Genomic DNA, 12,936 nt, shown 5'->3' on the forward strand with positions numbered 1-12,936 from the left:
TGCCCTGCCGCCATAATCAGGCCCATGAACCCTGAGGCCGGCGAGTTCCTCTCCATGCTCACCCCCGACGAGGTCGAGGCGCTGCACGCCGCGGGCCGGCCGCGCCGGTGGGAGCGCGGCGCGAGCCTCATGTCGGAGGGCGACACCTCCGACTGGGTGCTCGTGCTGACCGAGGGGCGGGTCAAGGTCTCCTCGCACACGAGCAGCGGCACGGAGGTGGTGCTGGCCGTGCGCGGTCCGGGCGGCCTGATCGGCGAGATGTCGTGCATCGACGGCTCGCCCCGGTCGGCGACCGTGACCGCGCTGGAGCCCGTCGCGGGCGTGGTGATCAGCGACTTCGCCGCGTTCCTGCAGGCGCACGGGCGGGTGGCGGTGCTGCTCCTGCGGATGGTCACGGAGCGGCTGCGCGACTCCGACCGCAAGCGCATCGAGTACGGCGCGTACGACACCACCGGCCGGGTGGCCACCCGGCTGCTGGAGCTGGCCGACCGATACGGCGAGGAGACCGGCGGCGGGGTCCGCGTGGCGCTGCCGCTCTCCCAGGACGAGCTCGCCGGCTGGACCGGCGCCTCCCGCGAGGCGGTGAGCAAGGCGTTGCGGAGCCTGCGCGACCGGGGCCTCATCGAGACGGGGCGGCGCCGCGTGGTGATCCACGACGTCGAGGGGCTGCGCAAGCGGGCCCGCTGACGTCGTGACCGGCCGCGAGGACGAGGCCGCGCGCCGGGCCCGGCTGCGCTACGCCTGGCGGGTGTGCTCGGTGACCAGTCTGGGGCTGGTCCTCATCGGGGTCGCGGGCAGCACGCTCAACGTGGCGCTGCCCTCGGTCGTGCGCCACTTCTCGGCCGGCCCGTTCGAGTCGGGCTGGATCCTGCTGTCGTTCCTGCTGGTGAACACCGCGAGCCTGGTGTTCTTCGGCCGCGTCGCCGACCTGGTCGGGCGGCGGGAGGTCTACCTCGCCGGTTTCGCGCTGTTCACCGTGGCGTCGTTGCTGGCCGGGCTGTCGCCGGACGTGTGGTTCCTCGTGGCGATGCGGGTCGTGCAGGCGGCCGGGGCGGCGATGATCCTGGCCAACGGCACCGTGATCATCACCGACGCGTTCCCGCCCGAGCGGCTCAGCCAGGGGATGGGCGTCTACATCGGCACGCTGTCCGTGGCGCAGCTCGCCGGGCCCACGTTGGGCGGCCTGATCGCCGAGACGGCCGGCTGGCAGTGGATCTTCTGGGTGAACGTGCCCGCCGGGGTGCTGGCGCTGGTGTGGGGGGCGGTGACGCTGCGCGGGGTGCCACGCGGGCCGAAGCAGCCGGTGGACGCGCTGGGCAACGCGCTGGTGTTCGCGGCGTTGTCGGCGCTGCTGCTGGCGCTGTCCGAGGCGGGCGCGCGCGGGCCGTCCAGCCCGGTGGCGGTGGCCGGTGCGGCGGTGTTCGCGGTGCTGGTGCCGCTGGTGGTGCTGGTGGAGCGGCGGGCCACCCATCCGGTGCTGGACGGGCGGCTGTTCGGCGGGCGGATGCTGGCCTTCGCCAACCTGGCCTCGTTCTGCAACGCGCTGGCGCGGGCGTCGCTCATCCTGGTCGTCGCGCTGTACTTCCAGGCGGCGCGGGGCGTGGACGCCTTCACGGCCGGGCTCAGCGTGCTGCCGGTGCCGGTGGGCATGGCCGTGGCCTCGCCGGTGGCGGGGGCGCTGGGGCGGCGGGTTCCCGCGTACGCGCTGTCGGTGGGCGGCTCGCTGCTGAGCACGGCCGGGCTGGGCGTGCTGGTGCTGGCCACCGGGGCCGGCACGCCGTACTGGGTGGTGGGCGTGGGGCTGTTCGTGGCCGGCTGCGGCAGCGGCGCGTTCCTCACCGGCAACACCACGCAGGTCATGCAGGGGCTGCCTGCCGGAGGGCTGGGAGTGGTGAACGGGTTCCGGCTGATGGTGATGAACGTGGGCGTCGTGCTCAGCGTCGGCGTGTCGCTGAGCCTGCTGGCGGGCTCGGTCGGGCCGGAGCTGGGCGCCCAGGTGTACGCCGGCACGCTGTCCACGCTGTCGCCGGTGGCCGTGGAGCAGCTCATGGACGGCTTCCGCCGGACGTACGCGGTGCTGTGCGCGGTGGCCCTCACCGGCGCCGCCCTCGCCGCCCTGGCCCGGCCGAACCGCCGCTGACGTATCACAAAACGTGTTACATTCGGTGCATGGGGACTCTGAACGTTCGTACCGATGAGGCGATGGAGACCGCCCTGCGCGCCTTGGCGGGAGACACGCGAAGCCGTTCCGAGGCCGTCCGCTACGCCTTGCTGCGCACGTACAAGGAAATGCTGCTCGAGCAGGCCGCAGCCGACGCCGAACGTTTGCGGAACGACCCCGACGACCAGGCCGAGATGCTGGCGATTCAGCGGTTCATGGGTGTCGCGGAGTGATATCCCGGGGTGCGATCTACGAGATCAAGGCACTGCCGGGCAGTCGGGACCATGAGCAGCAAGGCCGACGATACGCCGTGATCATCCAGTCCGACCGGTTCGCCACGAGTTCGGTGACAGTGGCTCTCACCTCCACGAGCGCCGGGGCGGCCGTCTACCGGCCCGACTTCGAACTCGACGGCACGAAGTCGCGCATCCTCACCGACCAGATCTACTCCGTGTCCCCCTCACGGCTCGGCGACTTCAAGGGCGCGCTCGAAGCGCACGAGGCCGCTGATCTCGATCGGGCATTGATGCTGAAGCTGGGCCTCATCTGAAGGCGCCAGCGAGGCGGGACTCGACGTCGCGGTAGCGGCTGACCGGGTGCAGGGAGTGGGCCGTCGTCACGAGTCGGGTGGGTGGCTGCGGGGCGGGGCGCCCTCGTCACCGCAGGGGCGTTTCGGAACGGAAGAGGCGGTTCCGGGGGCGGGGGGTGGGCGGTGTACATTGATGATCTTATTCGGCAGACGGCACCGCCGGAATAGGAGTACTGCCCATGGCGCCAGACGAGGACGAACCGCCTACCGGTTCGGGAGAGGCCGCCGGAGGGCTGGTACGCGCCGTGGTCGGCGAGGACGGCCTCCTGGCCGAGCTCCGGCTGAACGCCCGCGCGATGCGCTTCGGCTCCGATGACCTGGCCGATCATGTTCTCTCGGCGGTGCGGGCGGCGCAACAGGACAGGCTGAGCCGCATCGAGCCGCCGGCCGAAGAGCAGAGCCTGGACGTGGAGGAGTTCACGCGCCGGCTCGACGACATGGAGAACCAGGCGGCCCGCGACTTCGCCCGGTTGACGGCGAGTCTGGACGAAGCGCTGCGCCGCATCGAGGAACGGTGATGTTTCGTGACCGATGAGGGGGTCGTGTGGGACACGGCCGGTCGCATGGCGTCCGGCCGGGCGTTCCACACGCTGACGGACGAGCAGTCGGGCTTCCACGAGGGTCTGCGCGCGCAGTTGGGCGGCCCCGCACCGCTGCCGTATCCCGAGTTCTCCCGCCCCTACCAGGACTTTCTCCTGGCGCTGACCGGCGGCACGGAGGAGTTGCTGGCCGACTGGGACACCCTGGGTGACGGGCAGGCGCTGATGGCGGCCCGCAACGCGCAGGCCGAGACCGCCAACGAGGTGATCATCAACCATGACCGCCGGGCTTGAGTCGATCGGTTTCGGCGTCCTGGGCGTGCCTCAGCCGTCGCGCACCGGCGAGCTGGAACGCCACGCCGGTGTGCTGGAGTCGGTGGCGACCTCGCAGGCGGCGATCGGCGAGGACGGCGTCCGCGCGCACCGGCTCGGCGGGGCGAACGCGGGCGCGGCCAGCGACGCGCTGGATCAGCACGTGCTGGGCAAGGACGGCGTGCTGCCGCGGGCCAACGCTCATGCCCACCAGGTGTCGGTGGCGGCAAGTGTCGCGCAGGTGGCGGTGACCACGATCAAATGGGCGGGCGGCGTGCTGACCGGCCTGGCCGGATTGGCGGGACTCGCCGCGCTCACCCCGCAGGGCCGGCTGTTCCTGCTGGCGCGGCTGCGGCCGTTCGCGCAGCGGGTGCAGCAGTGGATCCGTACCGCCATGCACGCGGTCGGCCGGATCTTCACCCGCCTGGCCGACCTGGTACGCGGGCAGTCGGCCAAGGCACGTGCCGGGCAGACGCTGCAGGGCGAGCAGAAGGTGATCACGACGCGGGGACGCGCGCTGGCCGACGCCCTCCCGGCCGTGCGCACCAAGGTGGCACACGCCAGGATCTCGGCCGGCCAGGCAAGAGCCGGCCTGGACCGCGCCGAGACGCAGCTCCGCTCGGCGCAAAGGTCCCTGGCGGAGGTCAAGGACACCCTCACCCGCCATGTGGAGGCGGTTTCCGCCGGGCGCGTCGATGCGGCCACCCGCCTGCGGTTCAAGCAGAATCTCGAAGGCTCTGACGGCATTTCGATCCAGTGGCGAGTGCAGAATGCGGAAGTCCGCCTGCGGAATGTCCGTGCCCAGCTTCGAGGGCATGTGTCGAGACACCTGGACGACGCCGGGCTGCGCCTGGCCGAAGGGCAACACGCGGTCAGGGGCTCGGGCGGGGTGCCGCCCGAGTTGCAGGAGGTCCAGAACGTGGTGAGCGCGCTGAAGGCCCGCCATGCGCAGCTCGACGACATGGCCCTGACCGCCCGGCGGGACGCCGACGACATCTGGGCCCTCTGGTCGCGGGCGTGACCAGGACGGCCGCCCGGAGGCGGCCGCCGTCCCGGTAGGCCTGGACGCCCTGCGCGCTCCCCGCGCCGCCGACCGGCCCGCGGCTCAGGCGGCGGGGACGACCGCCGGCTCGGCGAACTGGGTGGTGTAGAGCTCCTCGTAGCGGCCACCCGCGGCGAGCAGTTCGGCGTGCGTGCCGCGCTCCACCACGCGGCCGTCCTCGATGACCAGGATGAGGTCGGCGGCCCGGATGGTGGACAGCCGGTGCGCGATCACCACGGCGGTGCGGCCCGCCAACGCCTCGCCCAGCGCCTCCTGCACGGCCGCCTCGGAGGTGGAGTCGAGCGCGGCCGTGGCCTCGTCCAGGATGACCACCTGGGGCCTGGCCAGCAGCAGGCGGGCGATGGTGAGCCGCTGCCGCTCGCCGCCGGACAGCCGGTAGCCGCGCTCCCCGACCACCGTGTCCAGGCCGTCGGGCAGCGACTCGATCAGCGTGGCGAGGCGGGCCCTGCGCAGCGCGTCCCACACCTCGTCCTCGCTCGCCTCCGGCCGGGCGAACAGCAGGTTGGCCCGTATCGTCTCGTGGAAGAGGTGCCCGTCCTGGGTGACCATGCCGAGCGTCGAGCGGATGGAGTCGGCGCTCAGGTCGCGCACGTCCACCCCGCCGATCCGTACGGCCCCCGAGTCCACGTCGTACAGGCGGGGCAGGAGCTGCGCGATCGTGGACTTGCCCGCTCCGGAGGAGCCGACCAGCGCGACCATCTGCCCCGGTTCGGCCCGGAAGGACACGCCGTGCAGCACCTCCTCGCCGCCCCGGGTGTCGAGGGCGGCCACCTCCTCCAGCGAGGCCAGCGACACCTTGTCGGCCGAGGGGTAGGCGAAGCGCACGTCGTCGAACTCGACCCCGACCGGCCCCTCCGGCACCCGTACCGCGTCCGGCCTGTCCTGGATGAGCGGCTTGAGGTCGAGGACCTCGAAGACCCGCTCGAAGCTGACCAGCGCGCTCATCACGTCCACCCGGGCGCTGGCCAGCGCGGTCAGCGGCGAGTAGAGACGGGTGAGCAGCAGCGCCAGCGCAACCACCGAACCGGCTTCGAGCTCGCCGCGCAGCGCGTAGAAGCCGCCGAGGCCGTAGACGAGCGCGAGCGCGAGCGCCGACACCAGCGTCAGCGCGGTGACGAAGGCGAACTGCGACATCGCCGTGCGCACGCCGATGTCGCGCACCCGCCGGGCCCGCGCGGCGAACTCCGCCGACTCGTGCGCGGGGCGGCCGAACAGCTTGACCAGCGTCGCGCCCGGCGCGGAGAACCGCTCGGTCATCTGGGTGCCCATGGCCGCGTTGTGGTCGGCGGCCTCGCGCCGCAGCCGGGCGATGCGCACGCCCATCCGCCGCGCCGGCAGCACGAACACCGGCAGCAGCACCAGCGCCAGCAGCGTGATCTGCCACGAGATGCCGATCATCACGGTGAGCGCCAGCACCAGGGTCACGACGTTGCCCGCCACGCTGGACAGGGTGTCGGTGAACGCCCGCTGGGCCCCGATCACGTCGTTGTTCAGCCGGCTGACCAGCGCGCCCGTACGGGTGCGGGTGAAGAAGGCGACCGGCATGCGCTGCACGTGGTCGAAGACCGCCGTGCGCAGGTCGAGGATCAGCCCCTCCCCGAGTCCAGCCGACAGCCACCTCTCCAGCAGCCCCAGCCCTGCCTCGGCGACGGCCAGCCCGGCGATGAGGACGGCCAGGCCGACGACGACGCCGAGCTCCTCACCCTTGCCGATGGCGTCCAGCACCCGGCCGGCGAGCACGGGCGGCGCCACGGCCAGGGCCGCCATCACCACGCTGAGCAGCAGGTACACCGCGATCCGGCGGCGATACGGCCGGGCGAAACCCCAGACACGGCGGAGCGTCGCCCTGGACACAGGACGACGCTCGCGCTGGTTGTTCAACGAGTACAGCTGGTGCCAGGCGGTCACTTCCATGCTCATGGCATGGAGCCTAGAACCTCAACTTTGGTTCAGGTCAACTGCCGATCTTGCGGCCCTCGGCGTGCCAGACGACCGCCACGGCCGGGCGGGGCTGGCCACCGTCGGGCCAGCGGCTCGCCGGGCTGTCGGGGCTCGCGCCGTCCACCTCGCCGGGGTGCTGCACCGCGACGAAGACGCTGCGCTGGTCCTGGGTGACCATGGGCCCGCAGGTCTCGGCCCCGACCGGCACCGAGAGGAACTGGCGCAGGTAGCCGCGCTCCCCGCCCCGCACGGGCATCGCGAACAGGCCGTCGTTGCCGCCGAGCGCGTTGCCGTCCGTGGAGATCCACAGGTTGCCGTCACGGTCGAAGGCCAGGTTGTCCGGGCAGGAGATCGGCGAGACCTTCGACTTGTCGAAGCCGGCGAAGTACGTCGAGGCGTCCTTCGGGTCGCCGCAGACCAGCGGCAGCGACCAGGCGAACGTCAGCTCCGTCGGGTCGCCGCGCCGCTCGACCAGCTCCAGGACGTGGCCGTGCTTGTTGGAGGCGCGCGGGTTGGCCTCGTCCACCTGCGCGGCGGTCCGGTTGGAGTTGTTGGTCAGCGCGATGTAGACGGCGCCGGTGACCGGGTTGCGCTCCACGTCCTCCGGCCGGTCCATCTTGGTGGGGCCGATCTTGTCCGCCGTCGAGCGGCCGGCCCTGTCCGCCGCCGCGCGGGTGTAGACGAGCACCTCGGCGGCGGTCATCCCCTCGACGTACGACCTGTCGCCGCTGACCAGCGGGATCCACGTGCCCGAACCGTCGAACGCCCCGTCGGAGGGCAGCTTGCCCGATCCGTCCAGCTCGGCCGCCGGGCTGTCGCCGGTGAACCTGGCCGCGTACAGGGTGCCCTCGTCCAGCAGCCGGCGGTTGTGCCGGTCGTTGCCGGGCCGGTAGCGGTCCTTCGAGACGAACTTGTAGACGTACTCGAACCGCGAGTCGTCGCCCATGTAGACCACCAGGCGGCCGTCAGGGGCCACCGTCGTCGTGGCGGCCTCGTGCTTGAACCGGCCGAGCGCCGTGCGCTTCACCGGCGTCGAGTCGGGGTCGAACGGGTCGATCTCCACGATCCACCCGAACCGGTTGACCTCGTTCGGGTGCTTGGCCAGGTCGAACCGCTCCTCCACCCGGTCGAACCGGCGGCTGCTCGACGAGGTGCCGGACGGGATGGTGTAGCGGGCGATGTACGGCCGCTGCGCCTCGGGCACCTTGTCGCCGTTGACGAAGTACTGGTCGAAGTTCTCCTCGGCCGTCAGCACCGTGCCCCACGGGGTGGTGCCGCCGGCGCAGTTGTTCAGCATGCCGACCGGCTTGGTGCCGGACGGGTCGGCGGCCGTCTTCAGCAGGTCGCTGCCCGCGGCCGGGCCGGTGAACCGCATCGGCGTGTGCACGGTGATGCGCCGGTTGTAGCGCCGGCGACCGCTGGTGACCAGCTTCCACTCGCCGGTGCCCTTCACCCGCTCCACCTCGACGACCGAGCCGCCGTGGGCGGCCATCGCGATCTTGATCTGCTCCTCGGTCGCGGTGCCGCCGCCCTGGTAGCCGCGGAACATCAGGGCCTCGGTGGTGTACTCGTGGTTCACCCACAGCAGGCCGCGGTCACGGCCCATCGGGAACAGCGTCACGTAGTCGCAGTTGTAGCCGAACTGCTTGGCCTGCGCCTCGGCGCTCTGCTTGTCGAAGTCGAACTCCGGCGCGTCCGGCAGCACGGGGTCGCCCCAGCGCACCACCACGGAGCTGGTGTAGCCGCCGGGCACCCGCAGCGCGTCGTCGGTGTTCGGCGGGACGGGCGTGAACCGCAGGTTCGAGCGGCCACCTCCGCGCAGCGCGGCCTCCTCGGGCCCGGCCGGGTCCGCCAGCGCGGGGGCCGCCCCCACGGCTCCGGCCACGCCGGTGCCCGCCACGAGCGCGCCCAGCGCGCCGGCGCGCAGCACGCCGCGGCGGGACATGGCCTGGGCGACGACGTCGCCGAAATAGGTGTTGCCGCTGTCGTTGCCGGGCTCGTGCGCGCAGGCGTTGCCACAGCGGAACTGGCAGGTCATCGCCGATCGGCCTGACTTGTGCGTGGTGAGCAGCGGAAGAAGCCGATTCTGCACGGGAGACTCCAAAGATGGTGCGCGGTGTTTCGGCCGAGACGCTACGAGAACCGCGGTAACCCTCGGTGAACAACGGCCTCCGGCATGGTGAACCCTTCGCCCCCAAGGAGAACCGGGGGGACAATGGGCGGGTGCCACCACGCAGACCCGACCCCGAGAAGCTGAGGACCGCGCTGGACGCCCAGCTCGTCGCCCTGGACGAGCCGCCCTTCGACGGCCCCGCCACCGCGCTGGCCGGAGCCCTCGTGGCCGCCGTGCTCGCCGCCTACGACCGGGGCCGCACCCCCGAGCGCGACGCCGCCCGGCAGGCCGTGCGCCACCTGCTCGACCGGCTGACGACCGCCGCCCCCGGCCGGACGGTCGAGGTGCGCGTGCCGCCGTACGCGGCCGTGCAGGCCGTCGAGGGCCCGCGCCACACGCGCGGCACCCCGCCGAACGTCGTGGAGACGGACCCGCGCACCTGGATCGAGCTGGCCGTGGGCCGCCTCACCTGGCAGGAGGCCGTGGCCAAGGGAGCGGTCGCGGCGAGCGGGGCCCGCGCCGATCTGTCGGCCCACCTGCCCCTCGACCGGCCCGGCCGGCCCGGTTAGGTCAGATCGGCCGGCCCGGTCAGGTCGGTGGCCGCACCCAGGGGAAACGCTGCCGGAAGCACCGGTCGGCCAGCTCCGGCGGCAGCCCCGAGCATTCCTGGACCACGCTCCAGAACCACACGGCCACGATCGCGAACAGGGCCAGGGCCAGGACACTGATCACGATGCCGGCGATGGCGCGGCCCTTGCCCACGCCCTTGCTGAGCGCGACGCCGCCGAACACGATCGACAGGATCGCGGTCAGCAGGCCGGTGAAGCAGACGAAGACGAGGAACGGGCTGGCCACGCCCAGCACCAGCGACGCGGTCGCCAGCCCGCTGCCCGGCCTGGACGGTGGTGCCTGCTGGTACGGGGTGGGCGGCGGGTAGCCGGTGCCGTACGCGCCGCCGGGCCCGTAAGGACCGGTCGCGCCGTAGGGGCCGGTCGCGCCGGTCGCGCCGTAAGGGCCGCCCGGCGCGCCGCCGGGGCCGTACGGCGCGGGGCCCGGGCCGCCGCCGGGCGGGCCGCCGTACGGGCTGGAGGGCGTGGTGCCGGGCACCGGCCCACCCTGCTCGTGCCGCTGCTCGGGTCGCTCGGGCGGCTGCCCTGACGGCTGCTCGTACGGTCGCTCGGGCGGCTGCCCTGACGGCTGCTCGGCGGGCTGCTCGGGTGACTCGTAGCGGGACGGCGTCGTCGCGGCCGAGGCGGGGCCGCCCGGTTGCGGCGGGGCGGTCTCCTCCCAGCCGGGGTACGGCGGCGTGCCACCCGGAGCGGGCGGCGGTTGCGCCCCCTCCCCGGCCCGCTCCTCCGGCTCGACGCCCCGTGGCCGCGTGCCGCCGGGACGCTCGAAGACGGCCGTGCTCTCGGCGTCGGCGCTCTCGGGAGCGGACGGCCCGCCGGAGCCCAGGTAGTCGTCGGACTCGTCCTCGCGCCAGGCGCGGTTCGGGTCCCCGGGTGTGGTCACGTCTGCGTCTCCCCGACTGAGGTCAGATGCCGGATACCTCACCCTTACGCGCAACGCTCCGGCGCAACCGCACGACACGGCAAAGGCCCGGCCATGCTTGGGGCAGCATGCGGCCAACCGGCCGACCGCGCAGGTCACGTGACCCCGTACCCGGGTGTGCGAGCAGCCGAGCGGCCGACCTAGACTGAAGCACGTGCTGAAGGGCGACGGCCGGCTCGGCCATGACCTGGACCCCGACGATCGAGCGCCACGCGACGCATGCGGCGTCTTCGGCGTCTGGGCTCCGGGCGAGGAAGTTTCCAAACTCACCTACTACGGGCTGTACGCGTTGCAGCACCGCGGCCAGGAGTCCGCGGGCATCGCGGTCAGCGAGGGCAGCCGCATCCTCGTCTACAAGGACATGGGCCTGGTGGCCCAGGTCTTCGACGAGTCGGTGCTCGGCACCCTGCGTGGGCATCTGGCGATCGGTCACTGCCGCTACTCCACCACCGGCTCCAGCGTGTGGGAGAACGCTCAGCCCACGCTGAGCTCCACCGAGGTGGGCGGCCTCGCGCTGGCCCACAACGGCAACCTCATCAACACCCCCGAGCTGGCCGAGCGGCTGGCCCCGGGGGCGACCCGCGCCACCACCGACACCGAGGTGCTCACCACCCTGCTCGCCCAGGACCGCGACCGTTCCGTGGAGGACGCGGCGGCCGAGCTGCTGCCGCAGGTCAAGGGCGCCTACTCGCTGGTGTTCATGGACGAGACGACGCTCTACGCGGCGCGCGACCCGCAGGGCATCCGCCCGCTGGTGCTGGGCAGGCTGGAGCGCGGCTGGGTCGTCGCCTCCGAGACGGCGGCGCTCGACATCGTGGGCGCCACGTTCGTCCGCGAGATCGAGCCCGGCGAGCTGCTCACCATCGACGCCAACGGCGTCCGCTCGCGCCGGTTCGCGCTGGCCGAGCCCAAGGGCTGCCTGTTCGAGTACGTCTATCTCGCCCGCCCCGACACCACGATCGCCGGGCGCGGCGTCCAGGTCACCCGTGTCGAGGTCGGCCGGGTGCTGGCCCGCGAGCACCCCGTGGAGGCCGACCTGGTCATCCCGACGCCCGAGTCGGGCACCCCCGCCGCCGTCGGCTACGCCGAGGAGAGCGGCATCCCCTACGGCCAGGGCCTGGTGAAGAACTCCTACGTCGGCCGGACGTTCATCCAGCCCTCGCAGACCATCCGCCAGCTCGGCATCCGGCTCAAGCTCAACCCGCTGCGCGAGGTCGTGCAGGGCAAGCGCCTGGTCGTCGTAGACGACTCGATCGTGCGCGGCAACACCCAGCGCGCCATCGTCAAGATGCTGCGCGAGGCCGGAGCACGCGAGGTGCACGTGCGCATCTCCTCCCCGCCGGTCGCCTGGCCGTGCTTCTACGGCATCGACTTCGCCACCAGGGCCGAGCTCATCGCGGGCTCGCTCACGGTCGAGGAGATCCGCGCGTCGCTGGGCGCCGACAGCCTCGGCTACATCTCGCTCGAAGGGCTCACCAAGGCCACGACCATCCCGGCGTCGCGGCTGTGCATGGCCTGCTTCGACGGCTCCTATCCCATCCCGATCGACCAGGACAACGTCGGCAAGTACGTGTTGGAGAGCAAGGCGTGACGAGTTACGAGGCCGCCGGCGTCGACATCGAGGCCGGCGAGCGCGCCGTCGCGCTGATGAAGGACAAGGTGGCCCGCTCCCGCAGGCCCGAGGTCGTCGACGACGCCAGCGGCTTCGCCGGGCTGTTCGACGCCTCGGCGTTGCTGCGCTACCGGCGGCCGCTGCTGGCCACCTCCACCGACGGCGTCGGCACCAAGGTCATGCTCGCCCAGCAGTACGGCAAGCACGACACGATCGGCATCGACCTCGTCGGCATGGTCCTCGACGACCTGGTGGTCTGCGGGGCCGAGCCGCTGTTCATGACCGACTACATCGCCTGCGGCAAGGTGGTGCCCGAGCGGGTCGCCGAGATCGTCGGCGGCATCGCCGAGGGCTGCCGCCTGGCGGGCGCCGCGCTGGTGGGCGGCGAGACGGCCGAGCATCCGGGCGCGATGGGCCCGGACGAGTACGACCTGGCCGGTGCGGGCACCGGCGTGGTCGAGGCGTCGGCCATGCTCGGGCCGTCCCGCGTGCGGGCCGGCGACGTGGTGCTGGGGCTCGCCTCGTCCGGGGTGCACTCCAACGGCTATTCGCTGGTGCGCCACGTGCTGCGCGAGGCGGGGCTGTCGCTCGACGCCGACCTGCCCGAGCTGGACCGGCCGCTCGGCGAGGAGCTGCTGGAGCCCACCCGGATCTACTCCCTCGACTGCCTGGCCCTGGCCCGCGAGGCCGAGGTGCACGCCTACGCGCACATCACCGGCGGCGGCATCGAGGGCAACCTGTCACGCTCGCTGCCCGGCGACCTCGACGCCCTGCTCGACCGGTCGTCGTGGACGCCGCCGGCCGTCTTCGAGGTGCTGGCGGGGCACGGCCGCATCGGGCAGCGCGACATGGACCGTACGTTCAACCTCGGGGTGGGCATGGCGGCCGTCGTCGCCCCCTCGGCCGCCGACGCGGCGGTGCGGTTCCTCGCGGAGCGGGGGCTGCCCGCCTGGGTGCTCGGCGAGATCGTCCCCGGCTCGGGCGAGGCCCGCTACCGCTGATCCCGCTGTCCCGCGCCGGGTCCGTGTGGTCGACGCCACACGTGCCCGGCGCCG

13 protein-coding genes are annotated in these 12,936 nt (G+C 72.8%); 10 read left to right on the forward strand and 3 right to left on the reverse strand.

Going from position 1 to position 12,936, the window contains the following annotated elements:
• The first annotated feature begins 24 nt into the window (after window positions 1-24).
• The 7 genes from CXR44_RS32860 to CXR44_RS32890 all read left to right on the forward strand — a co-directional run bounded on the left by CXR44_RS32860 (window position 25) and on the right by CXR44_RS32890 (window position 4,622).
• A complete protein-coding gene (locus tag CXR44_RS32860) occupies window positions 25-687 on the forward strand; it encodes a Crp/Fnr family transcriptional regulator (RefSeq protein ID WP_101790050.1) in 663 nt (220 codons plus the stop codon).
• Window positions 688-691: 4 nt separating this feature from the next.
• Entirely contained in the window at window positions 692-2,140 is a 1,449-nt protein-coding gene (locus CXR44_RS32865) for an MFS transporter (RefSeq protein ID WP_101790051.1), read from the forward strand.
• A 29-nt stretch (window positions 2,141-2,169) separates the two neighbouring features.
• Window positions 2,170-2,394: a hypothetical protein gene (locus tag CXR44_RS32870; protein WP_245899709.1), complete on the forward strand. Its 225-nt coding sequence runs from the start codon at window positions 2,170-2,172 to the stop codon at window positions 2,392-2,394.
• Window positions 2,391-2,711, forward strand: a complete 321-nt coding sequence (locus CXR44_RS32875) for a type II toxin-antitoxin system PemK/MazF family toxin (RefSeq protein WP_101790053.1) — start codon at window positions 2,391-2,393, stop codon at window positions 2,709-2,711. The genes CXR44_RS32870 and CXR44_RS32875 overlap by 4 nt, the downstream gene beginning before the upstream one ends.
• A 218-nt stretch (window positions 2,712-2,929) precedes the next feature.
• The gene (locus CXR44_RS32880; RefSeq protein ID WP_101790054.1) at window positions 2,930-3,268 is read left to right on the forward strand and encodes a hypothetical protein; all 339 of its coding nucleotides are present in this window, start codon (window positions 2,930-2,932) and stop codon (window positions 3,266-3,268) included.
• A 6-nt stretch (window positions 3,269-3,274) separates the two neighbouring features.
• Window positions 3,275-3,583: a hypothetical protein gene (locus CXR44_RS32885; protein ID WP_180903819.1), complete on the forward strand. Its 309-nt coding sequence runs from the start codon at window positions 3,275-3,277 to the stop codon at window positions 3,581-3,583.
• Entirely contained in the window at window positions 3,567-4,622 is a 1,056-nt protein-coding gene (locus CXR44_RS32890; RefSeq protein ID WP_101790056.1) for a hypothetical protein, read from the forward strand. The genes CXR44_RS32885 and CXR44_RS32890 overlap by 17 nt, the downstream gene beginning before the upstream one ends.
• Window positions 4,623-4,706: 84 nt before the next feature.
• Here CXR44_RS32890 and CXR44_RS32895 read toward each other — a convergent pair whose 3' ends face one another.
• Both CXR44_RS32895 and CXR44_RS32900 read right to left on the reverse strand, forming a co-directional pair.
• Window positions 4,707-6,584 carry an ABC transporter ATP-binding protein gene (locus tag CXR44_RS32895; RefSeq protein ID WP_101790057.1) on the reverse strand — a complete coding sequence of 626 codons (1,878 nt, stop codon included), beginning with the start codon at window positions 6,582-6,584 and terminating at the stop codon, window positions 4,707-4,709.
• A gap of 34 nt (window positions 6,585-6,618) precedes the next feature.
• The gene (locus CXR44_RS32900) at window positions 6,619-8,709 is read right to left on the reverse strand and encodes a PhoX family protein (RefSeq protein ID WP_425437461.1); all 2,091 of its coding nucleotides are present in this window, start codon (window positions 8,707-8,709) and stop codon (window positions 6,619-6,621) included.
• A 119-nt stretch (window positions 8,710-8,828) separates the two neighbouring features.
• Between CXR44_RS32900 and CXR44_RS32905 the strand changes: the two genes are divergently transcribed.
• Window positions 8,829-9,287 (forward strand): sterol carrier family protein, encoded by a 459-nt coding sequence (locus CXR44_RS32905; RefSeq protein WP_101790059.1) that lies wholly within the window; start codon window positions 8,829-8,831, stop codon window positions 9,285-9,287.
• Between the two features lie 19 nt (window positions 9,288-9,306).
• On the opposite strand, the gene CXR44_RS32910 is transcribed toward CXR44_RS32905, so the two are convergent.
• Complete coding sequence (locus CXR44_RS32910) at window positions 9,307-10,230, reverse strand: DUF4190 domain-containing protein (protein ID WP_101790060.1); 924 nt, start codon at window positions 10,228-10,230, stop codon at window positions 9,307-9,309.
• Window positions 10,231-10,423: 193 nt separating this feature from the next.
• Between CXR44_RS32910 and purF the strand changes: the two genes are divergently transcribed.
• Complete coding sequence (purF, locus tag CXR44_RS32915; protein WP_101790061.1) at window positions 10,424-11,860, forward strand: amidophosphoribosyltransferase; 1,437 nt, start codon at window positions 10,424-10,426, stop codon at window positions 11,858-11,860.
• Window positions 11,857-12,882: a phosphoribosylformylglycinamidine cyclo-ligase gene (gene purM / locus CXR44_RS32920; protein WP_101790062.1), complete on the forward strand. Its 1,026-nt coding sequence runs from the start codon at window positions 11,857-11,859 to the stop codon at window positions 12,880-12,882. The genes purF and purM overlap by 4 nt, the downstream gene beginning before the upstream one ends.
• Window positions 12,883-12,936: the final 54 nt, after the last annotated feature.

The sequence above is a fragment of the Nonomuraea indica genome (genome assembly GCF_002850745.1).
GTDB classification, from domain to species: domain Bacteria; phylum Actinomycetota; class Actinomycetes; order Streptosporangiales; family Streptosporangiaceae; genus Nonomuraea; species Nonomuraea indica.

Coding starts and splice junctions, on each gene's coding strand:
- CXR44_RS32860 (WP_101790050.1), top strand. CDS start 25: ATGAACCCTGAGGCCGGCGAGTTCCTCTCCATGCTCACCCCCGACGAG.
- CXR44_RS32890 (WP_101790056.1), top strand. CDS start 3,567: ATGACCGCCGGGCTTGAGTCGATCGGTTTCGGCGTCCTGGGCGTGCCT.
- CXR44_RS32870 (WP_245899709.1), top strand. CDS start 2,170: ATGGGGACTCTGAACGTTCGTACCGATGAGGCGATGGAGACCGCCCTG.
- CXR44_RS32895 (WP_101790057.1), bottom strand. CDS start 6,584: ATGAGCATGGAAGTGACCGCCTGGCACCAGCTGTACTCGTTGAACAAC.
- CXR44_RS32880 (WP_101790054.1), top strand. CDS start 2,930: ATGGCGCCAGACGAGGACGAACCGCCTACCGGTTCGGGAGAGGCCGCC.